The 23,200-nt window shown below is 50.8% G+C and carries 20 protein-coding genes; 7 read left to right on the plus strand and 13 right to left on the minus strand.

Going from position 1 to position 23,200, the window contains the following annotated elements; all coding sequences use genetic code 11:
• Nucleotides 1–53 precede the first annotated feature (53 nt).
• From EK22_RS02815 to EK22_RS02830, 4 genes are read left to right on the plus strand one after another with little or no spacing between them, the layout of a single operon-like run.
• Nucleotides 54–1,877, plus strand: coding sequence for a penicillin-binding protein activator (locus EK22_RS02815; protein ID WP_036247854.1), 1,824 nt, complete (start codon nt 54–56; stop codon nt 1,875–1,877).
• Nucleotides 1,867–2,229: a YraN family protein gene (locus EK22_RS02820; RefSeq protein WP_036247856.1), complete on the plus strand. Its 363-nt coding sequence runs from the start codon at nt 1,867–1,869 to the stop codon at nt 2,227–2,229. Before EK22_RS02815 ends, EK22_RS02820 begins: the two co-directional genes overlap by 11 nt.
• 13 nt (nt 2,230–2,242) lie before the next feature.
• The gene (locus EK22_RS02825) at nt 2,243–2,830 is read left to right on the plus strand and encodes a phosphoheptose isomerase (RefSeq protein ID WP_036247859.1); all 588 of its coding nucleotides are present in this window, start codon (nt 2,243–2,245) and stop codon (nt 2,828–2,830) included.
• Complete coding sequence (locus EK22_RS02830; RefSeq protein WP_152564992.1) at nt 2,805–3,395, plus strand: BON domain-containing protein; 591 nt, start codon at nt 2,805–2,807, stop codon at nt 3,393–3,395. The genes EK22_RS02825 and EK22_RS02830 overlap by 26 nt, the downstream gene beginning before the upstream one ends.
• A gap of 36 nt (nt 3,396–3,431) precedes the next feature.
• Here the strand turns inward: EK22_RS02830 and EK22_RS02835 are convergent, their stop codons facing one another.
• From EK22_RS02835 to EK22_RS02845, 3 genes are read right to left on the minus strand one after another with little or no spacing between them, the layout of a single operon-like run.
• The gene (locus EK22_RS02835; RefSeq protein WP_036247865.1) at nt 3,432–3,917 is read right to left on the minus strand and encodes a flavin reductase family protein; all 486 of its coding nucleotides are present in this window, start codon (nt 3,915–3,917) and stop codon (nt 3,432–3,434) included.
• Nucleotides 3,910–4,749 carry a carboxylating nicotinate-nucleotide diphosphorylase gene (gene nadC, locus EK22_RS02840; protein WP_036247868.1) on the minus strand — a complete coding sequence of 280 codons (840 nt, stop codon included), beginning with the start codon at nt 4,747–4,749 and terminating at the stop codon, nt 3,910–3,912. The genes EK22_RS02835 and nadC overlap by 8 nt, the downstream gene beginning before the upstream one ends.
• Nucleotides 4,746–6,824: a DUF1631 family protein gene (locus EK22_RS02845; protein WP_036247870.1), complete on the minus strand. Its 2,079-nt coding sequence runs from the start codon at nt 6,822–6,824 to the stop codon at nt 4,746–4,748. Before EK22_RS02845 ends, nadC begins: the two co-directional genes overlap by 4 nt.
• A 135-nt stretch (nt 6,825–6,959) precedes the next feature.
• Between EK22_RS02845 and ampD the strand changes: the two genes are divergently transcribed.
• Nucleotides 6,960–7,505: a 1,6-anhydro-N-acetylmuramyl-L-alanine amidase AmpD gene (gene ampD, locus EK22_RS02850; RefSeq protein ID WP_036247872.1), complete on the plus strand. Its 546-nt coding sequence runs from the start codon at nt 6,960–6,962 to the stop codon at nt 7,503–7,505.
• A 22-nt stretch (nt 7,506–7,527) separates the two neighbouring features.
• Here ampD and lspA read toward each other — a convergent pair whose 3' ends face one another.
• The 4 genes from lspA to murJ all read right to left on the minus strand — a co-directional run bounded on the left by lspA (nt 7,528) and on the right by murJ (nt 13,450).
• Nucleotides 7,528–8,007, minus strand: a complete 480-nt coding sequence (gene lspA, locus EK22_RS02855; protein WP_036247874.1) for a signal peptidase II — start codon at nt 8,005–8,007, stop codon at nt 7,528–7,530.
• 5 nt (nt 8,008–8,012) lie between these two features.
• The gene (gene ileS, locus EK22_RS02860; RefSeq protein ID WP_036247876.1) at nt 8,013–10,844 is read right to left on the minus strand and encodes an isoleucine--tRNA ligase; all 2,832 of its coding nucleotides are present in this window, start codon (nt 10,842–10,844) and stop codon (nt 8,013–8,015) included.
• Nucleotides 10,841–11,782: a bifunctional riboflavin kinase/FAD synthetase gene (gene ribF / locus EK22_RS02865; protein WP_036247879.1), complete on the minus strand. Its 942-nt coding sequence runs from the start codon at nt 11,780–11,782 to the stop codon at nt 10,841–10,843. Before ribF ends, ileS begins: the two co-directional genes overlap by 4 nt.
• Before the next feature lie 114 nt (nt 11,783–11,896).
• On the minus strand, nt 11,897–13,450 hold the full coding sequence (gene murJ / locus EK22_RS02870; RefSeq protein WP_200882558.1) for a murein biosynthesis integral membrane protein MurJ: 1,554 nt from the start codon (nt 13,448–13,450) through the stop codon (nt 11,897–11,899).
• 101 nt (nt 13,451–13,551) lie between these two features.
• Here murJ and rpsT point away from each other — a divergent pair, with 101 nt between their 5' ends.
• On the plus strand, nt 13,552–13,815 hold the full coding sequence (gene rpsT / locus EK22_RS02875) for a 30S ribosomal protein S20 (protein ID WP_020158215.1): 264 nt from the start codon (nt 13,552–13,554) through the stop codon (nt 13,813–13,815).
• 68 nt (nt 13,816–13,883) lie between these two features.
• Here the strand turns inward: rpsT and proB are convergent, their stop codons facing one another.
• From proB to rplU, 4 genes are all read right to left on the minus strand, one after another.
• Nucleotides 13,884–15,005: a glutamate 5-kinase gene (proB, locus tag EK22_RS02880; protein WP_036247883.1), complete on the minus strand. Its 1,122-nt coding sequence runs from the start codon at nt 15,003–15,005 to the stop codon at nt 13,884–13,886.
• Nucleotides 14,992–16,023, minus strand: coding sequence for an Obg family GTPase CgtA (gene cgtA / locus EK22_RS02885; RefSeq protein WP_036247885.1), 1,032 nt, complete (start codon nt 16,021–16,023; stop codon nt 14,992–14,994). Before cgtA ends, proB begins: the two co-directional genes overlap by 14 nt.
• A 114-nt stretch (nt 16,024–16,137) precedes the next feature.
• Nucleotides 16,138–16,395 carry a 50S ribosomal protein L27 gene (gene rpmA / locus EK22_RS23475; protein WP_081917739.1) on the minus strand — a complete coding sequence of 86 codons (258 nt, stop codon included), beginning with the start codon at nt 16,393–16,395 and terminating at the stop codon, nt 16,138–16,140.
• A 15-nt stretch (nt 16,396–16,410) separates the two neighbouring features.
• Nucleotides 16,411–16,722 carry a 50S ribosomal protein L21 gene (gene rplU, locus EK22_RS02890; RefSeq protein WP_027147086.1) on the minus strand — a complete coding sequence of 104 codons (312 nt, stop codon included), beginning with the start codon at nt 16,720–16,722 and terminating at the stop codon, nt 16,411–16,413.
• Between the two features lie 257 nt (nt 16,723–16,979).
• Between rplU and ispB the strand changes: the two genes are divergently transcribed.
• A complete protein-coding gene (ispB, locus tag EK22_RS02895) occupies nt 16,980–17,984 on the plus strand; it encodes an octaprenyl diphosphate synthase (RefSeq protein WP_020158219.1) in 1,005 nt (334 codons plus the stop codon).
• A gap of 68 nt (nt 17,985–18,052) precedes the next feature.
• Here the strand turns inward: ispB and recD are convergent, their stop codons facing one another.
• Both recD and recB read right to left on the minus strand, forming a co-directional pair.
• Nucleotides 18,053–19,696: an exodeoxyribonuclease V subunit alpha gene (recD, locus tag EK22_RS02900; protein ID WP_036247888.1), complete on the minus strand. Its 1,644-nt coding sequence runs from the start codon at nt 19,694–19,696 to the stop codon at nt 18,053–18,055.
• 1 nt (nt 19,697) lies between these two features.
• The gene (gene recB / locus EK22_RS02905; RefSeq protein WP_081917745.1) at nt 19,698–23,192 is read right to left on the minus strand and encodes an exodeoxyribonuclease V subunit beta; all 3,495 of its coding nucleotides are present in this window, start codon (nt 23,190–23,192) and stop codon (nt 19,698–19,700) included.
• Nucleotides 23,193–23,200 lie beyond the last annotated feature (8 nt).

Consider the following 23,200-nt stretch of genomic DNA (forward strand, 5'->3'; position numbering starts at 1 on the left):
CGCTGTTGTTATGTACCTTGCTTCCGGCCTTTCCGATTTTTTCCGGTTGCGCCATGCAATCTGTTAATAGCGATCGATTTCAAGGACAAACCGTTCCCATTATACAAGACCCCCTGATCAATCCGGCGCCGCCATTGTATCAGCAGCCCGCCCAAAAATTGCCTCCCGAACAAATCCAGCTTCAATTGCAGGCTATCGCGGCCTTGATTCAAGCCGGCAATAATAATGCAGCACAAAAGTTCGCCGAAACCCTTGATCCGGCCACCATGTCCGCCCAACAGCGCGATCAACTGAATCTGTTTTATGCTCAGATTATGCTTAGCGCTGGAGAGGCTGAACAGGCCCTAAACAGACTGGAATTGATCCAAGCCCAGCAGCTAAGCCCGGATAATAAAATCAAATATTTTCAATCACAGGCCTTTGCATTTTCATTAACTGGCCACCTGCTGAACAGCGTCAGATCCAGAATTGAGCTGAGCAAGCTATTAAGCTCTCCCGACGAGCGCGACGAAAACCAGGCCACTATTCTTGAAACATTAAGCCTGATGCCCGAATCAGCGCTGAACGACCAATCGCATACGGCAACGGATGTGCTGGCCGGCTGGCTATCCCTGGCCGGCCTGTTGAAACTGAAAGAGCGCGACCCCGTCAGTTTTGATCTCGAATTAGCCAAATGGCGCGAAACTTTTCCAGGCCACCCGGCTAACTCTTACTTACTGAAAAATATGGCGGACAACATGACCAATCATCCGGGGTCGATTGCCGTTTTGCTGCCTGAATCAGGAACTTTCGCTCAAACCTCCAAAGCCATCCGCGCCGGCATTATGGCGGCCTATACCCATCAGGACAGCAACGCTGCAAAACCCGCCATCCGCTTTTACGATACCGAATACTCAACCGCAGTCGCTTTGTATAATCAAGCGGTCTCAGACGGAGCTGAGTTGATCATCGGTCCGCTTCGTAAAGACCGCATTCAAAGTCTTGCCGATTCAGTTGTATTCGATATACCCGTGCTGGCTTTAAACCATATCGAAGGTTTGCAAAAAAATAATCTCTATCAGTTCAGCCTGAGCCCTATGGATGATGTCGACCAAATCACCCGCAAAGCCTTGCATGATGGCCATCAAAAAGCGTTATTGCTGCTACCGGAATCCACTCAGGGGAAACGTATTGCCGATTATTTTACGGAATACTGGCAGGAGTTCGATCACTCGATTCTCGAATCGCAAACCTACAACCGTAAAGACACCGATTTCTCCTCAGCCATTAAGAAACTGCTCAATTTCGATGAAAGCGAAAACCGTTACAACAGGCTTCGCCAACTGATACCGTCGGTAAAGTTCACGCCTCGAAGACGCCAGGATGCGGATGTGATTCTGTTAAGCGCTTATGGTAATGAAGCACGCCTGATCAATCCCCAACTGCATTATTATCAAGCCGCCAACCTGCCTGTTTATGCGCTGCCGGCTATTTATACCGGCCAACCAAATCCATCGCTGGACCAGGACCTCAATAAAATAACGTTTTGCGATACACCCTGGCTGCTTGACTCCGACCAAGGCAAGCTCAGCATGAGTGCCCTGCAAGATATCTGGAGACAATTTCCCAACTCTTATTTGCGCCTGATTGCCATGGGTATCGATGCCTACAATTTGATTGCTCAATTGGATAAAATCGATGTTATACCGTATACCGGCGCCACCGGAACCTTATCGCTGATGTTTGACGGCCGTATCAAACGTGAACTGGTTTGCGCCAGATTTACAGAAGGCCGGCCTGAAATAATCGATATCTCCAAAAATTCACCCAATACTTCCTTCACGCATGAAGACCGGCCAACACAGGAAGCGCTACCGATAATTGAATATGCTGACTAAACTCAAAGCGAAAGCGTCCCACCTGACCCGCGGCGAAAATGCCGAAGAACAGGCTCATAATTTTCTGCTTACTAAAGGTCTCAAACCGGTTTGCCGTAATTTCCGCTGCAAACAGGGCGAGCTCGATTTGATCATGCTTGATAAGGAAACACTGGTTATCATTGAAGTCAGATTTCGAAAAACCGACAAATACGGCAGCGCGCTTGAGAGCGTTACACATAAGAAACAATCTCGTATAATAGCGGCAACACACCTTTATTTATCATCCAATAAAACAGACAGACCTATCCGTTTTGACGTTGTCGCTATTTCCGGCAACGGTAATATAGATTGGATACAAAACGCCTTTTAAATTTAAAACTTCCATGAGCCTGCAAGACCGCATCATCAATCATTTTTCTGACAGCATCCAGACCAAGCAGGATGCCATGGTCAGCCTCTGCGAACTGATCGAATTCGCCTCACAACGTTTGGTCGCCACCTTACTGAATGACAAAAAGATATTATCCTGCGGTAACGGCGGCTCGGCAGCCAATGCCCAGTTTCTGTCCTCGGCCATGCTCAACCAGTTTGAACGCGAACGCCCCTCATTGCCGGCCATTGCCTTGACTACAGACACAGCAACTCTCACGGCCATAGCCAATGACTACCATTTCGATGATATTTTTGCGAAACAGATCCGGGCGCTCGGACAAAGCGGCGATATCTTAATGGCGTATACCGGCGACAGTAATGCGGCCAATCTCGCCAAAGCCATTACTACCGCGCACGATAAAGATATCTCGGTTATCGCCTTGACCGGTCATGATGGCGGAATGATTGCACCGTTATTGAATGAAACCGATATAGAAATTCGCGTACCATCAAGCTCAATCGCACGCATACAGGAAGTGCATTTACTGATCACGCATTGCATGTGCGACCTGATTGATCATCAGCTTTTTGGCGGCTAAGCCCATGAGAAACCATCTATTATTGCCCCTTCTGATCGTAATCAGCCAGTCAATAAACGGTTGCGCAATAACCGGAAAAACGGTCAATGAGCGTCGCCACGGCAATGCTGTATTGACCGATAAGCGCATAGAATCCGATGCGTCCCGTAAATTAAAAGCGGATGATGAGATAGAAAATGATTGCCATGTGAATGTGGCGGCATATAACGGAATAGCCTTGGTTACAGGCGAAGCGCCCACCCCCCGCTTGCGCAATAAAATCATTTCCATAGTCCGCACTATCTCTGACATAAAACAGGTGCATAACGCCTTGCTTATCGCAGAGCCCAGTGCTGAAGAATCGCGTGCCAATGATGCATTAATCACCGATAGCTTGAAAACAGAACTGACTGGCATCAATACCATTCCCGGATTTAATGGCACTGAAATAAAAGTAATCACTGAAAACGGCGTGGTTTATCTGATGGGACTGGTGCACAAAAATGAAGGGGCGGCGGCTATAGAAGCCGCCAGAAGAACTGCCGGAGTAAGGAAAATCGTCACGAAGTATGAATATCTCGACTGAGCCCGCGCTAATGCGCGCTACAAGCCTCAATGAGTGCTATTTCGCATACAATTCGCTGCTGCCGTCCATATCCCCGGTCTGAACATACAATAATGGCAACCCCTGGTTGAGCATTGCCGCGTCAGTGACTGTACAGATTGCGATTTTATGATCGCCAGCGTCGGCATAATGACTGACTTCACAGTCGAAATACGCAAGACTTTCGGATAATATCGGCGCGCCTGTTTGGCTTATCTGCCATTGGAAACCGGCCATCTTATCTCTGAGCCCGGGACGGCCAAAATGCTCGGCAATGGCCTGTTGGTGTTGCCCCAGGACATTAACGGTACAAATACCGCCCGCTTGCAGCAATTTATAAGAGTAGTGCTGGGGATTAATACTCAATGCCAGCAACAACGGATCAAAAGAGACCTGCATGACCCAAGCGGCAGTAAAGGCATTTTGATGAATACCGTCACTGACGCCTATGACATAAATCCCATGGCTGATCAGCTTAAACAAACTGTCGGGATTTTCAATCACGCTCCGCCACCAGTTTTATACGCATCGACAAATCAACGGCTCGGACATTTTTAGTCAATGCTCCGATAGAAATATAATCGACGCCCGTTTCGGCAATCGAACGGATATTGTTCAGGTCGATGTTACCCGAAGCCTCCAGTTCTATGGCGCCGACATTCAGCTTTACCGCGGCCTGCATGTCTTCAAGAGTAAAATTGTCCAGCATGATGCGATCGGGCTTTGCCAAGATAGCCTGCTCCAATTCCTGCATGGATTCGACCTCTACTTCGACTGGAACCGACGACTTTGCTCGCGCCGCCTCAATAGCCCTGGCAATGGAGCCGGCCGCAATAATATGATTTTCCTTGATTAACACGCCATCATACAAGCCGATCCTATGGTTATAGCAACCGCCACAGGCTACCGCGTATTTTTGCGCCTTCCTGAGCCCTGGAATGGTTTTACGGGTATCCAGCACTTTACAACCAGTGCCAGCGACAGCCTCCGCATACTGCCGAGAGACAGTTGCCGTAGCCGATAAAAGCTGCAATAAATTTAAGGCGGTACGCTCTCCGGTTAACAGGCTTCTGGCTGGACCGCTGAGTCTGCAAAGGAGCGTATCTTTGTTGACTGCCTCACCTTCATCCACCAGCCAGTTAATGCTAATGTTGGCGTTTAACTGCATAAAGACCGCATCAAACCAATCCCGGCCACAAAGAACCATGGTTTCCCGTGTAATAACCTCGGCTTCGGCATGCATGGTTTCTGGAATAATTTCTGCCGTTACATCTCCAGAGCCGATATCTTCAACAAGAAAACGTTTTATTTCTGCAATTTTTGATTGTTCTATCATAAGTTGTTTAATACTGAGAGCGCTCGCTCTACGATGGATTCATCGCCCAAGGTTACAATAGCTGCGCGCCCTTGTCTAAATTTTTCAGCCAACTCCTGAACCTTAATTTCCAGCACTTTTGCGCCATTCTTGCCGACAAACAGCATGTTTTCCGTTTCCACGCTTTTCCATATCAGCTTTCCCCATTGTGGGATCGTCTCCGATTCGAAGGCCACCCAAGTATGCTCGGCCATATTATTCACCTGTTCGGCATGTTTATCCATAATGGCTTCGCGCTCAATATCCTTGCTCTGCTCCACAGCCGGGCTAACTTTATTAACACTATTGTTCTCTGTCGCCTTGTCTTTCTTATCCATTAGGATAATGTGCCGCACGGCAAGATCCTTAAAGAAACGTGACTGCGCGTTTTTATCATATGAAATACGATCCAAGCCGCTTCTCAACTCCTTGATCATGCCAGGCAAAAATTTTAATATCTGTTTTTTTGCACTTTCATCCGCCGGCGGCAGTACGCTGACGGTCAGTTCTTCCATCACCCGTACCGATTTTTCCCAAAGTTTAGGCTCTTCATTTCTGCGGACGTGATCAACCAGCAAAACATGCTGCCAGACATCACGCAGAAACTCGTCAATGACCGCCGGCACGGCCTTTCCCCGCACGCTGTCATCTATAGCCTTGGTTACGGCTTTTTTGCTCATTTCCAGCGATTCTTTATTTTGCATTAACTGCCGGGAACGGTCCTCAAGAATCTGAACCCGCTGCTTATGTTTTTCCAGGTAACGGGCAAATTCGCTAGCCTCATGTTCCCAGTTGGGTTGCTCAAACCCTCCTTCCTTAGTCATTGTTTTTACAACGCCGACAATACGCTCGTAAATTAAGCGGTCACCATGGTCAGTCTGATTTAAAAACAGTCCGGCTATAAATAAATCATTCAGTAATCGCCTGATGGGGTTGTCTGAGTCGATAAAAACACTATACTGCCCTAGCGTAACCGCGGCCATGGGCATTTCCAATCGTAGCAGGGTGGATTTTACAGTGTCTGTTAGTGAGTTATCGCTGCTAATTTCCTTAAAAATCAAACTCACCAAATCGAGTATATCTTCATCGCATTTGGCCAAACTCTTAAGATAACCGCTGAAATTCAGCTCTTCGAGTTTTTTAATAACTCGCCATTTCAATGGCTTCTCGTGCCCACTGTCGGCATGATCAAATGCATAAAACTGGCTGAGAATTTCCAATGCATGAACTATTTCAAATGTATCATAAGTGACATCATTCTCGGGCTTTGGAATTAAATCGTAAACTGAAGGAGTCCTCACCAAACGCCATTGATCCAGTTTTTTTTGTAACGCTTGAAATTCTTGACTGATCGATTCACTATTTGCGATAGTCGGTTCAGACGCCTCCTTTATTTCGCTTACATCATATGATAGCGCCGCGCTTTCCGCTTCCAGTTGCTTAGTCAACTCACTGTAAATAAAACCCAGCTGACTGAATACATAATCTTCAAAGGATCTATAAACGATGATTCGAAACTTCGTATTTAATTTCAAGGGCTTGATGACATCAACCAAAGCATGAACCAGGCGTCGCGGTGAAACAGGATTATGGCGGTCGGAAAAGGCTTGTTTTCCCATCTGCATTGAGATTTGCCTGTTCAGATGGTGCAATTGGTCATGAAAAGCGTGCTCACAGCCCTGGATAATCGTAGCGACCGCATGGTTTTCCTCTACCAAGGCATCGTTTGCCAGTGAAGCCGTGGCCACATTTATTTTCTGGTCCGGATTATTTAAAGTCTTTCGATGACTAACATGAAAAGCCTCTCCTACTTTAAGCAAATAATTTTGCTTAATTTTTCTGCGTACCGAATGTATATGCTCCAGATGTTCTTTATAATTCGCTTTCTCGCGATCTTTATTCGACTGCAGACCGAACTCAAGATCAATTCGCATGCAGCAATCATCAACCAATTGCTCGAAGTAGTGATAAAAAGCCGACTTGAATCTAGCTAGGACTTCGACATTATTTGACGCGCTGCTCCCCATGCCTATCTGTTGCCGTATGTTCATTGCCATGCGTTTTCCCTTAAATAAATTGCCAGTCCTTGTCAATCAAAGACTATACCTGAACTATGATTTTGATAAATAATAAGCCTTTCCACTGTGAAAACTGTGATCTACTTCCGCTTTTTTCTTTTTCCGATTAGTCCCATGAAAATAGACTGCCACTGGCTGACCGACATTATCCGGATTCCCTCGCCAAACTTTGATGAAAGAACCGAGCCTGCCGATATTTCTTTATTGGTTATACACTGCATCAGCCTGCCGCCGAGTGAATTTGGTACGCCCTATATCGACCAGTTCTTTTGCAATCAACTCCCCCCGGACAAGCACCCTTATTTTAAAGATATTTGTCAACTGACGGTATCTTCGCATTTATTGATTAGACGAACAGGTGAAATCGTTCAATATGTGCCTTTTGACAAGCGTGCCTGGCACGCTGGGAAATCCGAATACCAAGGACGGGAGCGGTGTAATGATTTTTCGATCGGCATAGAACTTGAAGGAACCGAACGGCTTGCGTATACAGAGGAGCAATATCTGCAACTCGTAGCGGTAATCCGCCTGTTATTCGAAGCGTATCCTCAATTATCGTCGGACCGCATTACAGGACATAGTGATATTGCGCCCGGACGAAAAACTGATCCGGGCGCCTCGTTTGATTGGCAAAAACTGTTCAGTTTATTACAGGCCTGATAGTTCAATGATGCCGGGCTTTCTAGGCATGATCGACTTGCTTGGGATGCCCGAAACCGAACGATTCAGCCAGCATCAGGACCACGCCCAGCGTAATGGCGGAATCGGCAATATTAAATGCCGGCCAATGCCAGGACTGATAATACACATCGAGAAAATCGATAACATAACCATACAACAGCCGGTCAATTAAATTGCCGACTGCGCCACCCAAAACCAGCGCCAGCGCAACGGCCAGCATTGTCTCATGTTTTTTCAGCCTGGCCAGCCAAATCGTGATGCCCACACTGATCACCAGAGCCAGTCCGGCAAAAAACCAGCGCTGCCAACCGCCCGCTTCGCTCAGGAAGCTGAAAGCGGCACCGGTATTATGCACATAAGTCAGATTAAAACCGGGCATGACAGGAATGGACTCGTAAAGCTGCATCGAACTATCCACGGCAATCTTGCTGCCCTGATCCAGAATTATTGCCAATAAAGACAACCATAACCACTTCAACATAGTACTCACGCAAATTGCCGATTCTCGCCGGAACCGGCTACGTTTTCAACACAACGGCCGCACAGTTCGGGATGGTCGCCATGCTCACCCACGTCATGGCGCTGATGCCAGCAACGTACGCATTTTTTGTATCCGGATACAAGAACTTTTAACTTGACACCGTCAATTTCGGTTTGAATGGTATCATCAGGACAAGCCTGATTAGTCAGGACCGAAGCATTCGATGTGATAAAGACAAAATGCAATTCATCGCCCAGGCGGTTTAAAGCCTCGAAATAATCTGCATCACAATACAGCTCGATCTCGGCATTCAGCGAAGCGCCAATCTCTCCCCGAGCTCGACTTTTCTCCAATTCCTTGCTGACCGCGGTCCGAACCGCCATGATTCTCTGCCAGAATTCACGGCTCATCAATGCATCATCGTCCAGCTTAAACAATCCTGGGTACCAGGTTTCCATGAATACCGATTCGCTGCGCTCACCGGGCATATAATCCCATATTTCATCAGCCGTGTAGCTGATGATCGGCGCCAGCCAGCGTACCAGAGCTTCCAGTACGTGATACATCGCCGTCTGGGCCGAACGCCTGGCTAGGCAATCTTCCTTGGCCGTATATTGACGGTCCTTAATGATATCCAGATAAAAACCGCCCAGATCGATCACGCAAAAATGATGTACTTTCTGATAAATAGATTGAAACTGATAGCTTTCGTAAGCGGCTTTGACTTCTTCCTGTAGCGCATAGGCCCTGTCCACGACCCAGCGGTCCAGCGCCAGCAGATCCTTTGCCTCGACCAGATGTTGGGCCGGCTCGAAACCGTCCAGATTCGACAGCAGAAACCGGGCCGTATTTCTCAAGCGCCGGTAACCGTCCGAGGTCCGGTTAAGGATTTCATCGGACACGGACATTTCGCCGCGATAATCGGTCGATGCCACCCACAAGCGCAGGACATCGGCGCCCAACTCTTTCATGACCGACTGAGGCGCGACCACGTTGCCTCTGGATTTGGACATCTTTTTACCTTCCGCATCCACGGTGAAGCCGTGCGTCAAAACGGCTTTGTAGGGCGCGACGTCATTCATGGCTGTCGAGGCCAGCAAGGATGACTGAAACCAGCCGCGATGCTGATCGGAACCTTCCAGATACAAATCGGCCGGAAACCTCAACTGTTCACGCTTATTGAGAACACAGGCATGCGTGACGCCGGAATCGAACCAGACATCCAATGTATCGGTCATCTTTTCGTATAGCGCCGCTTCCTCGCCCAGCAATTCTTCCTTCTCCAGTTCAAACCAGGCTTCTATGCCTTTTTGTTCGATGCGCTGGGCTACTTGCTCGATCAGATCCGGTGTGCGCGGATGCAGTTCGCCGGTTTCCTTATGGACAAAAAAGGCGATCGGCACGCCCCAGGTACGCTGACGGGAAATGCACCAGTCAGGGCGGTTTTCCATCATGCTTTCAATACGTGCCTGCCCCCATTCCGGAATCCAGGCAACCCGCTTGACTTCATTAAGCGCCTGCTCCCGCAGCCCGTTTTTATCCATCGAGATAAACCATTGCGGCGTAGCCCGGAAGATAATCGGCGTTTTATGGCGCCAGCAATGCGGATAACTGTGCAGAATGGCTTCCTGATGCACCAATCTGCCTTTTTCTTCGAGCACAGTCAGCACATGATCATTGGCACTGAAGACATGCTCGCCGGCAAACAATTCTGTATTAGGCAGAAAAACACCGTTATTGCCGACCGGATTATCGACCGGCAAGCCGTATTTCAGACCCACGACATAATCGTCCTGACCATGCCCCGGCGCGGTGTGGACGGCGCCCGTACCGGCGTCGGTCGTAACATGGTCACCGAGGACAATCGGCACCTGGCGAGCGTAGAAAGGATGTTGCAGCAATTGGTTTTCCAGTGCCGCGCCTTTGCAGTAGGCAATCACGTGATAGTTTTCGATGTCATAGCGCAGCATCGCATCCTTAAGCAGGACTTCGGCGATAACCAGACGCTCATTTTGGCCGTCCTTCTCACACTGAACCACGGCATATTCGAGCTCCGGATTTAAGGCGACCCCCTGGTTGGCCGGCAGTGTCCACGGCGTCGTGGTCCAGATGACAACCGATAAAGGACCGGCGCCTTCATGCTCGGGAACGTGATGACAGCGCTCCATAAACGCGCCTTCATCAATGACCTGAAAACGTACATCGATGGCCGGCGAATGCTTGTCTTCATACTCGACTTCCGCTTCAGCCAGCGCCGATCCGCAATCGGTGCACCAGTGCACAGGCTTGGCGCCTTTGCTCAAATGGCCTTTCGTGCTGATTTTTCCCAATGAGCGCACGATGTCGGCTTCAAAGGCATAATCCATCGTTAAATACGGCTTATCCCAATCGCCTAAAATGCCGAGCCGGACGAAAGCCTCTTTTTGAATATTGACCTGTTTGCCCGCATACTCGCGGCAAGCCTTGCGGAACACAGCCGGAGACACTTTAACTCCCGCCTTGCCGACTTTCTTTTCCACCATCAATTCAATCGGCAGCCCATGACAATCCCAACCCGGCACGTAAGGCGCATCAAAACCGCTCAGTGTTTTCGATTTGATAATAATATCTTTCAGAACTTTATTGACGGCATGACCGATATGAATCTCGCCATTGGCATAAGGGGGGCCGTCATGCAAAATAAACTTGGGGCGACCGGCAAATTGCGCCCTGATTTTGCGATACAGGCTGGCTTCATTCCATTTTTTTAAACGTTCCGGCTCGCGCTGCGCCAGATTGGCCTTCATCGGGAAAGCGGTTTTAGGTAAATTGAGTGTTTTTTTATAATCCATCGTCATACGTTTTTTAAATCCGCAAAAATCTTTTTAGTATCAGCCACATCTTTTACGATCTGAGCCTTAAGTTCTTCCAATGAGCGGAAGCGCATTTCATCCCTGATCTTTCGCTTGAAATGCACTTCCACGTAACGCCCATAAATTTCTTTATCAAAATCAAACAAATGCGTTTCCAGTATCACTTTTGAGCCACCATCGAACGTAGGCCGGGTCCCAACGTTCGCCACCCCTTCAAATTCCCGGCCGTCTATGCCGGTCATGGTAACGGCATAAACGCCGACAACCGGAGTGTTTTTTCTAAACATGCGTATATTGGCCGTCGGATAACCGATGGTTCTTCCCCGCTTGTCACCATGTGCGACCCGTCCGCAGACGGAATAACACCGCCCCAGCAATCTCTCGGCCTCGTCCAGGTCACCGGCGCCCAATGCATCCCTGATCAGCGTGCTGCTGATGCGTAAGCCGTCCAACTGGTACGACCCCGTGTCTTCGACTTGAAAACCGAACGCCTCGCCTTTTTCCTTAAGCATGGCAAAATTACCGCGACGGGCCTTGCCGAAATGAAAATCATCCCCGACGACCAGATGCCTGACATTCAGTTTCTTTATTAAGATGTCGGCAACAAACTGTTCGGCATCCCAATTGGCAAGGTATTGATTAAAGCGCAATATCAGTAAATCATCAACGGGCAGCGTTAAAAACTGCATCACTTTCTCCCGCAAACGCATCAACCTGGATGGGGCGTTTTTTCCCAGAAAGTATTCCAGCGGCTGCGGCTCAAAAATCATCACAACAACCGGCAGACCTAGATCCCTGCCCCGCGCAGCCAGCTTATTGATCACGGCTCTATGGCCCAAATGCAAACCGTCAAAATTCCCGATAGTCAGAACACAACCATTTTCAAACGGTTCTAAATGGGATAAACCTCTAATTAAACGCATGAATATGACAAATCAAAATTCTTTATTCTATCACGTGTAATTTCGCTTGAGCCCAAAACATAAGTCGGGCGCAGCGAATGAATCGCCTGTAAAACTTATAAATTCGTCAAGTTTCTATTCAAGTACGTTACCGCCATGTTCATTGGCTAAATGTTTGATCCTTAAGCCGGTTAACGCTAATGCCAGCGCATAAGCAACACAGCCGATGACAACCCACATCAACAGATTAACGGTTCGATCCAGCACGCTCCACTGCGTCCATCGACCGGCATCGACAAAATAATACAGCCCGGCCGCCATTACGCCACTTGCCAGCAAAATTCTCAGAAAAAGCAATGGCCAGCCCGGTGCCGGTTGATAGACCTTTTCCTTCAGCAATTTGCCAAGCAGCAAATATGCATTTAAAAAAGCGCTTAACGAGGTCGCCAAAGCCAAACCCGCATGCGCCATGGAAAGCATCAATACTACATTTAAAACAATATTGGCGACAATGGCATATAACCCATATCGAACCGGCGTCTTCATTTCTTGTCGCGATGTGAAACCAGGCGCCAGCACTTTAATCAGGATAAATCCCAATAACCCGAGCGAATAAGCCATGAGGCTCTGTCCGGCCAAATGCACATCGTCAGCACCGAATTCCTTATACTGAAACAGCGTCGACAAGATAGGCTCGGCCAGCACCAGTAACCCAATCGTAGCCGGCATGCCAATCAATAAAACCAGGCGCAGCCCCCAATCCAGTGAATTTGAAAATGCTTTCGCATCCTGAGCCGCATGATTCCTGGATAAGCTCGGCAAAATGACTGTTGCCAGTGCAATCCCGAAAATGCCCAGCGGAAACTCCACCAGACGATCCGAATAATATAGCCAGGAGACGCTGCCGGCGGATAGAAACGATGCCATCAGCGTATCCAGCAGCAAATTGATCTGGGTGACCGAAACCGCCAAAATCGCCGGCAGCATGAGTCCCATCATGCGTTTGACATCGGCATCATTAAAATCGAGTCTTAATCGCGGAACCAAGCCTAACTGCATTAAGGCCGGTATCTGAAACAACACCTGCACAATGCCCGCTATAAAGACGCCCCAGGCCAATGCAACCACTGGCTCGGCCATTAATGGCGCCAGCCAGATGGCAGCGGCAATCATACAGATATTCAGCAAGGCCGGCGTCAGGGCCGGAATGGCGAACTTGCCATGCGCGTTTAAGATACCTCCAGCAAACGCCACTGACGAGATAAAAAACAAATACGGAAAAGTAATTCGTAGCATTTGCACTGCCAATTCATACTGAGTCCCTTTCCATATAAACCCTGGGGCGAACAAGGTAATAAGCACAGGCGCGACGATCATGCCGAGAATCGTGATCAGCATTAAAACCAGCGTCAGGGTTCCAGCCGTTCTGTCGACAAATTGTTTTAGCGCCGCCTGACTGCCATGGGCCTTGCAGTCCGCCAGCACAGGCACAAAAGCTTGCGCGAAAGCTCCTTCGGTAAACAGGCGGCGCAAAAAATTGGGGATCTTAAATGCGACAAAGAACGCATCGGTTGCCAAATCGACACCAAAAAGCCTCGCTATCAGCATATCCCGAACAAATCCCAGCAAGCGTGAAGTCAGGGTCATACTGCCGACTATGGCCGTTGATTTAAAAAGCTGCCTGCTCAATATCTCTCCTTATTATTTGCTGCGCTAAAAATTTGACAATAATAACATTTAAAAAGATAATATGCGGTCTTATTAACTCACATAGCAAGAATCGAGAAATTATGGCTAATACAGCACAAGCTAAAAAGCGTGCGCGACAAGCGGAAAAAAGCCGTATTCGCAACGCAGGACAACGCAGCAATTTACGCACATTCGTAAAAAAAGTCATTGCCGCGGTTAACGCCGGCGATAAGGAAAAAGCGCAAGCCGCCTATAACACTGCCGTGCCCATTATCGATTCAGCAGTAAACAAAGGCCTTATTCATAAAAATAAAGCCGCACGCAGCAAAAGCAGACTGAATTCAAAAGTAAAATCTATCGCTTAACCCCAAGCTTTAGTCTTACCTAAAAAGGCCGCAACTCCTAGAGTCCGGCCTTTTTATTTGCCTGTTTTTTACAGCAGCACCATATTATCCCGGTGTATCATTTCCGAATCATCGGCATAACCCAGGATACGCTCAAATTCAGAACTACTCTTGCCCGCTATTAATTCCGCATCCGCCCTGCCGTAATTAACAAGCCCCCGAGCGATTTCCATGCCATTTTCATCGACACATGAAACCAGCTCGCCACGCTCAAACCTGCCCGATACCGATTTAACACCGACCGCCAGCAGGCTTTTGCCGTCACTTGTTAACACCTTGACCGCACCCGCGTCCAGAACCAATTGCCCTTTCACCTGCAACTGCCCGGCTAGCCAGCGCTTTCTCGCCACCAAAGGCTCGATATCCGGCAACAAATGCGTCCCCAGATCAGCACCGGCAAGCACAGCCGTAATCACATTCTCAACGGCGCCGGCCGCAATCACCGTGGCCGCCCCCGACCGGGACGCCAGACGCGCCGCACGCACCTTGGTATACATGCCCCCCCGACCCAGGCCGCTACGGCTTTCACCAGCCACCACATCCAGCCGGCCATCATTGACGCTAATCTCGGAAATCAACTCCGCGTCAGGATACAAGCCTGGATCGGCCGTAAACAACCCCTGCTGATCGGTTAGAATAATCAACAGATCCGCCTCCACCAGATTCGCCACCAAGGCACCCAGCGTATCGTTATCGCCAAAACGAATCTCTTCGGTTGCCACCGCGTCATTTTCATTAATGACCGGCACCACCCCCATTTTCATCAACGTCAATAATGTACTTCTGGCATTCAGGTAGCGCTGCCGATCCGATAAATCATCATGAGTCAGCAATACCTGCGCCGCATGCAAACCGTGCTGCTGAAAATTATCATCAAAGACGCGCACCAATCCCATCTGACCCACCGATGCCGCCGCCTGCAACTCATGCAGCGTCTTAGGCCTTACCCTCCAGCCCAAACGACACATACCTTCAGCCACCGACCCCGAAGAAACCAGCAACACTTCAATTGACTGACGCCTTACCGCGGCCATTTGCCCGACCCAGGCCGCAATAGCCGACTTATTAAGCCCCCGGCCGCCATCCGTCAATAAAGAACTGCCTATTTTTACAACAATTCGTTTGGCTTTCGCAAAATCAGTCCTGCTCACTTTCTTCCCGCCGCCGATCCAAAAAATCCATGATGGCAAACATCAATTCTCTAGTACCATCCCCATTGATTGCCGAGACCCTGAAGACCGGACCCGACCAGCCGAGTTCGTCAACAATAGCCTTGCAACGCTCATCCACTTCCTCACCAGGCAATCTATCCACTTTATTCAGCACCAACCAGCGCGGCTTATTGGCGAGATCATCACCCCACTTCTCGACCTCGCGAATAATTTTACGCGCCGCCTCAACCGGCGAATCCATGCTTTCATAAGGCTCAACATCAACCAGATGCAATAACAGGCCAGTGCGCGACAAGTGCTTGAGAAACTGCAGCCCCAGCCCCGCGCCTTCAGCCGCCCCTTCAATCACACCCGGAATATCGGCAATAACAAAACTGCGTAGATCATCGATCCTGACTACGCCGAGGTTAGGATGTAACGTGGTAAACGGATAATCAGCAACTTTCGGCCGGGCTGAAGATACCGCGCGTATCAGACTGGACTTGCCTGCATTAGGCATACCGAGCAAGCCGACATCGGCAATCAGCGTCAGCTCCAGATGCAGCCTGCGGTGCTCACCCTCCGTGCCTTTGCTGGCATACTGCGGAGCCCTGTTGACACTGCTCTTGAAACGCGTGTTGCCCAAACCGTGAAAACCACCCTTGGCCACCAACAGCGTCTCACCGACCTCAGTCAGATCACCCATCTCCTCGCCCGTTTCCGCATCGGAGACACGCGTACCCAAAGGCACCGGCACATAGCAGTCCTCGCCTTTTTTACCGGTACAATTACGAGCCATGCCGTTCTGCCCGCGTTGCGCCCTATGCACCGAGTGATAGCGAAAATCAACCAGGGTGTTTACATTTTCGGCAGCGATCAGATAAACGCTGCCGCCATCACCGCCATCACCCCCATCAGGACCACCCATAGGAATGTACTTCTCGCGACGGAAACCGACCACACCATTACCGCCATCACCCGCTTCTACGCGAATCTCCGCTTCATCAACAAATCTCATAAATCATATGCCGCCGCACTTAAAGCCTACCGATAAAAACAAAAAAAGCCCCACTATTAACGAGCGGAGCTTTTTTTAGACAACCATACTACCGCCATAAGCGGTCCGTAAGTTTTACGCAGCAACTACACTGACAAATTTACGGCCTTTAGGACCTTTAACCTGAAAAACCACTTTGCCGTCAGCTGTTGCAAACAATGTATGATCTTTTCCGCAACCAACATTGTCACCTGCATGAAAATGTGTTCCACGTTGACGAACGATAATATTTCCCGCTGTCACAACCTGTCCGCCGAAACGCTTAACACCCAATCTTTTCGCATTAGAGTCGCGTCCGTTACGCGTACTACCACCAGCTTTCTTATGAGCCATCTGTAACCCCTATTATTAAGCAGAAATACCAGTAATCTGGACTTCTGTATAGTATTGACGATGCCCCATTTGTTTCATATGGTGCTTGCGTCTTCTGAATTTAATAATTTTGACTTTTTTATGCCGACCTTGAGATAAAACGGTCGCAGTCACCTTGCCGCCTTCGATGAAAGGCAGGCCGACTTTAACATCACCGCCCGACTGAACCATCAGCACTTTATCGAATTCAATGCTGTCGCCTGTTCCAAGCTCAAGTTTTTCTATTTTTAAGGTCGTACCTTCTTCGACTCGGTACTGTTTACCACCTGTTTGAATTACCGCATACATCTGCGCAAGCTCCATCAAGCATTAATCTGTTTAAAGTGAACAGACAATTTTATTTTTAAAACCAAGTCAAGTCAAATTTAAATCGACCGACCCATACACATCCGAATAAAATAACACAAGAAAGCTATTGACACCAATATAGTTTATTCAATAGCATGGATGATTAACTCTTTATTAAGCTATAATAATCCAACGGCTTTGTATTTCATAGCTAACATCATGAAAGATAACCTAATCCTAGACACGCAGCACTAATAATGGCATCACAATCGACAGCGAACGCATCCGCGCCCATTGATTTTAATTCGATCAAGAATTTAACCATCACTGAAGCCAAGGCGGTGGATCAACTCATCATTAACGAGTTAAGTTCCGATGTTATCCTGATCAACCAGGTCGGCCATTATATTATCGGCAACGGCGGCAAAAGATTGCGTCCGATGCTCTTGCTGCTTGCCGCCAAAGCCTTGGGCGGCGCCAATAACAATCATCTGGTGCTCGCCGCCGTCATTGAATTCATCCATACCGCCACCTTACTACATGATGACGTGGTTGATGATTCGGACCGCAGGCGCGGCAAGGAATCCGCCAATGCGGTCTGGGGCAATGCCGCCAGCGTACTGGTCGGCGATTATCTCTACTCCAGCGCATTCGAAATGATGGTGCGCACCGGCAACATGCGAGTCATGGAAATTCTGTCCAAAACCACGACCGCCATTGCCGAAGGCGAGGTTCTGCAACTCTTGAACTGCAACAATCCGGAAACCACGGAAGAAAAATACCTTGAAGTCATCGCCAGGAAAACAGCGATTCTGTTCAGTGCCGCAACCCGCCTGGGCGCCGTCCTCTCCAACGCTTCCACGGAAGTGGAGGAAGGCCTGGCACTGTACGGCCAGCATCTCGGCATTGCTTTCCAGCTCATCGACGACGCCTTGGATTACAAAGCCAATCAGGAAGAATTAGGCAAAAATCTCGGCGACGACCTGGCCGAAGGCAAGCCGACTTTACCGTTGATTTACGCCATTCAGCACGGCAATGACGAAGAAGCCGGCATCGTGATCAATGCCGTTAAAAATGGCGATCGCGATGCTTTCAATGAAGTCTATGCCGTCGTGCAGAGCACTAAAGCGATTGACTATACCGAGCGGCGCGCTGATGAAGAGGCGCAAAAAGCCATCGATGCGTTAAATGTTCTGCCCGATTCCGAGTACAAAGACGCATTGACCCAGTTGGCTAAATTTTCCGTTCAACGGAATTACTAAATTTACAGATATTCGCTGAGCTGCGCCTGATCACCCTCACAGATCAAGCGCCTGCGTTTTTTCCGGCTTTATGCCCCCGATTTGAATTTATCGGCCAGACCGGTAATGCGCTCGACCCGCCGCCCGACCGTCGCAACAAACACGGCCTCATCAGCGACCAGCTTGACGGTTTTTCTGGCCCGGGTTATGGCCGTGTAAAGCAATTCCTTTGTCAGCACCGGATTAACCGCATCGGGCAAGGCAATCAGCACCTCCTCGAATTCCGAACCCTGGCTTTTGTGTATCGTCATCGCGAATACGGTCTCGCAATGCGGCACACGTGCGGGCAAATATTTTTTGACGCTGCCGTCGGCCCGCTGAAAAAATACCATCAGTTTGCCGTTCTGCTCGTTATCGGGCAGACAGAGGCCGATATCGCCATTGTAAAGCTGCAAGGCCGGATTGTTTTGCGTAACCATCACCGGCCGGCCGACATACCAACGCCCGGACACACTGATCAGCTTTTGCGCAACGAGTGTTTGCTCGACCAGATGATTGATATCGGCGACACTGTTTTTGCCACGCCGGTTGGCGCATAGCACCTGAAAGCGACTGAAGGCGCGATAGATCTCGTCAAAGGGCGCAGCCACCCTGATCATCCTCAGATAGTCGGCCTGCTGCCCGGCCACATAATCGATCAGGTCCTGCTCCAGCAGCATTATATTTTTATCTCCGCCCAGCAACATCTGCCAGGCAATATCGGCCTGCTGCCGATTCACGGCGACCGCCAGCTTCTTTATATTCTCATCAAACCGGTGCGATTTCTTCAACTCCAGCGTGCAGTCCGGCAAAATCGTCGTCAAATCGGCCAACACGGCCCCCGATTCGACCGAAGCGAGCTGATCCTTGTCGCCAAGCAGAATCAGGCCGGCGCCGGGTTTCAAAGCATCGACCAGTTTGCTCATCAGCGCCAGATCGACCATAGACGCCTCATCGACCACGACCAGATCGTGAACCAAGGGCTTGTCGGCATTATGGCGAAAATACGGCGACGGCGGCATGGCGCCCAGCAGGCGGTGCAGCGTTGTCACTTTTTCCGGGATGAGCTGCTTTATGGAATCTGCACATGGCAGCGATGCTTTGTTACTGCCTATTGACTCCTGCAGACGCATGGCCGCCTTACCGGTCGGCGCCGCCAGGGCGATATGCAGCGGCTCTGAGGCCAGTTCCTGCATCAATGCCAGAATCCTGACCACCGTTGTCGTCTTGCCCGTACCGGGACCGCCGGTAATAATGCTCAATCCCCGCGTAAGCGCCATCCTGGCGGCCTCTCGTTGCCAGTCGATCTCATCGGATAGTGGCGGAAAATAACGGTCCAACGCGGCCTCAAGCCCTTCTACAGAGGGATTTACCTGTATCATCGCCTGGATCTGCCTCGCCAAACGACTCTCATAATCCCAATAACGGTGCAGATACAGGCGGTTCTGCTCAAGCACCAGAGGCAACAGCCCGAAAATCTGGCCTGGTATAGCCGCCAACCCCGAAGCCAGCACCAATGCGCAGTCTTTCTCTGCCAGCTGAATGCAGCTGTGGCCCTGGTTTTGCTCATTGGACAACAGCTTGACCAGGCTTTCAAACAGCGGCTTTTCCTCGGCGCTGAGATTGCAACGCTGCCCCAGAAAACGGGCAAACGCAACATCCAACCGGCTATAGACTCTTTCCTGATCCTGCATTTTATCCTCCGAATAACGCGGCCAATGCTTCGACCTTGGCCAGATCCGGCCGGTCCTGATAAACCCCGCTCAAGGCCAGATCCGGCCGCATGCCGCGCACGAACAGGTAGCGCACGCCGCCGAAATGGCGTTCATAGCGGTAATCCGGCAGGCGTTTTTGCAGATAGCGATGCAGCACTACGGTATAAATCCAGTATTGCAGGCCGTAGTTATGCTCGCGCATGGCCTGGGCCAAGGTTTCATTTTCATAATCGGCAAGGCTGTTGGTCTTATAATCCATGATGTAATAAAGGCCGTCATGCTCGCAGACCAGGTCGATAAAACCGGTCAGATAGCCGCACATCTGCTTGCCGCTCAATGGCTGAAAAACCGGCGTATCGAGTAGAATCCTGTTGATCTGGCTGGCATCGATCAGCCGCATCGCCAGGTAGAACGGCATCTCCTTCAGGCAGCGGCTTTCTTTCAGGTTCATCAGGCGGAAAGACCGATCCGTATCGGACAGCGGCGTCATAACAACAGTTTGTAACAACTCGTCAATAAGCTCCGGCGTTTCCAGCCTGAGACCATAGCGCTGACAGGCCTGATTGCGCAGTTTCGAGATATCCTTGCCCCGGGCCAGGTCGGCAAACGCCACATGCTCCAGCAGTTCGTGCACGACATTGCCGGTATGCGCGCCGCGCGGCAGCGTCAGCTTTTCCTGTTCGGACTCCTGCCGCTGCATCTCGCCGGCCTTGTCTTCGGGCAACTCGGGCGCATCGTGCAGGCTTAAGCTGGATAAGGCCGTGTAGCTGCTCATCTGCCAGTTCGTGTATAACGATCGTTTGCGCTTTTTGGGGAGCAGATCGTGCGGCGCCAGCTGGTGCTGATAACTGCCGCTTACCAGGCATGGCAACTCCAGCAGCCGGTATTCAAACGAGTCCGATTGGCATAGCGCCTCGAATATCGCTTGCTGCGCGGCAAAATCGGCCTCTTCAAAACCCAGCAGCCAGGCCATGGCCGAATCATTGGCGGCCTTCTCGCTCCTGACATCGGCCCAGGCGATATAACAGCGCGATTTGGCCCGCGTCACGGCCACGTAAAATACGCGCAGATCCTCGGCCAACTCTTCGGCCTGCGCCAGCTTCCTGCGACGTTCGAAATCCTTCGAGCCCAGATCGACGATCACCCGGCCGTCGTCATGGCATTTGATCAGCTGCTTTTCGCTGTTCAACCGGCCGCTGCGCTGCCACAGATAGGGGCAGAAAATGACCGAGTACTCCAGCCCCTTGGAGCGGTGCATCGTAATGATCTTGACCGCCTCCTCGTCGCTTTCGAGCCGCAACTGCTGGTCGTCGGCGCTGCTTTTATCCTGCTCGGCCCTGATAACGGCCGCCTGTAGCCAGTCCAGGGTTTTATTGATGCCCAGATGCTCGTCGACGGCGGCCTGCTGCACCAGCTCGATCAGATGATGCAAATTGGTCAGGCGTCTTTCGGCCATGACCGTGGCGGACAGATGCGTCCGGATGCCCTCCTGCGCCAGCAAGTGCTGCATCATGACCATCAGCCCTTTTTGCTGCCAGTCCTGGTAATAGCCCAGAAACCGCGCCATGCGCGCATCCAGCTCCGTCTCGCTGTTGATCAGCTCGTAAAGCGCCCGGCCGTCCAGACCGAACCAGCTCAGGGCCAGCGCCTGTTTCAGCAGCGTAATTTCGCCCGGATGCGCCACGGCCTGCAGCAACGCATACAAATCCAGGGCTTCCTGCGAGGCAAAAACCGACTCGGTGCTGTTCAGTACCGACGGCACGCCCGCATTGCGCAATGCTGTCTGGTAGTCGCGGGCCTGCGTATTGGTCCGCACCAGAATCGCGATATCCCTGGGTTCAAGCTTGCCGGCTACCACATCGTCATTGATCTTTCTGGCCAGCGTATAATCGCCGCTCAGCAATTGCAGAATTTCATTGATGACCGCGATTCTGATCTCGTCGGCGGCCTTGCCGGCGCTCCAGTAACCTGACTTGGCCTCGCTGGGCGGCAACTGCCACAGCACCATCGGCGCGAGCGCGCAGTCGGCCAGACATAACGTCCGCTCAGCCGCCGGAACGGCCGCCTCGACGGCATTAAACGCCAGATCTTCGAGCAGAAATGCCCGCTCGCGCCTGAACAGCGTGTTCACGGCATCGACCAGTTCGGGATGCGAGCGCCAGTTTTTTCCCAAGGTAAACTGATGCCGGGCCTGTTTTTGCGCCGCCAGATAGGAATAAATATCGGCACCACGGAACTTGTAAATCGCCTGCTTGGGATCGCCGATCAGATACAAGTAATGGTCAGGCGATGCGAACAGCGACGAGAAGATAAACCACTGGCTCTGATCGGTATCCTGGAACTCGTCGATCAACGCGACTTTAAAGCGCTGCTGAAGTTCGACGATCAGCAGCTCGCCTTTGTCGCCGTGCAGGGCGTCCGACAGGCGCGTGATCAGATCGTCGAAGGACATGACGTTCATCTGTTTCAGCCGCTTGTCCAGTTCCAGGTGCAAGGTTTCCAGCAGGGTCCGGCGCAAGGTCAGGGTAATAGCGCCCTGCGCCTCGACCAGCGCATCGAAAGGCGCCGTGTCGATCGCCAGCTCGGCCAGATAGGTGGCTTTCTTATCGCCCCTTAGCCTGCGGCCGTCCAGCCCTTCCATGAGCCCGTCCTTGGTCAGAACCGCCAAAGCCTCGGCATCGGGCAATTGCGCCGCCCTGCCGTGCAGCCAATCGCCGAGCGCCTGGATATGCTGTTCAAAGCCATCGCAGTAGCTCGGTTTGAACTTGCCGTCGGCAAAGCGGTTTCTCAGCGATATCGCACAGGCATCCAGCGCGTCCCCGGCCGACGCGGTCAACTGCTTCAATTCGGCCAATTGATTATCCAGACAAACGCTTGACGGATAAACGTCAACGTGGGCCGGAATGAAATCGACGCTGGCCAGCAGGTCATGCGGCGTTTTATAGTCCGCAGTCAGTACCGAGACTTCCCAGGCGGAACGGTTGTAGATCTGCCGGCGCCAGAAATCATCCGCGCAGGCTTGCTTGATGTCGGCCAGATCGCTGGTCAATTCGGCGTCGAACAACTGCCCGCTTTCCAGCGCATGCTCTTTCAGGATACGCTGGCAGAAACCGTGGATCGTGAAGATGCCGGCCTGATCGATGTTCAGCAGCGCCAGCTCCAGGCGCTGCCTGACCAGCTCGGGCTCTATGTCTAAAGCATCCAGCCACGCCGTCACATTGCTGTCCACATCATCGAAACGCCCGTCCAGCACCCGTTTGGCTTCGGCCAGCCTGGCCCGCACACGGGCTTTGAGCTCTTCGGTCGCCGCCTTGGTAAAAGTCACGACCAGCAACTCTTCGATCTTCATGTCCCGCTCGACGACAAAGCGCAGCACCAACATGGCAATGGCATAGGTCTTGCCGGTCCCGGCGCTGGCTTCTATCAGATTGACGCCTTTGAGCAGTTCGGTTTGCACCGGATTGAAATCATGCATGTTCATTG

Origin of the sequence: Methylobacter sp. BBA5.1 (assembly GCF_000746145.1) — a bacterium.
Classification (GTDB): domain Bacteria; phylum Pseudomonadota; class Gammaproteobacteria; order Methylococcales; family Methylomonadaceae; genus Methylobacter; species Methylobacter marinus.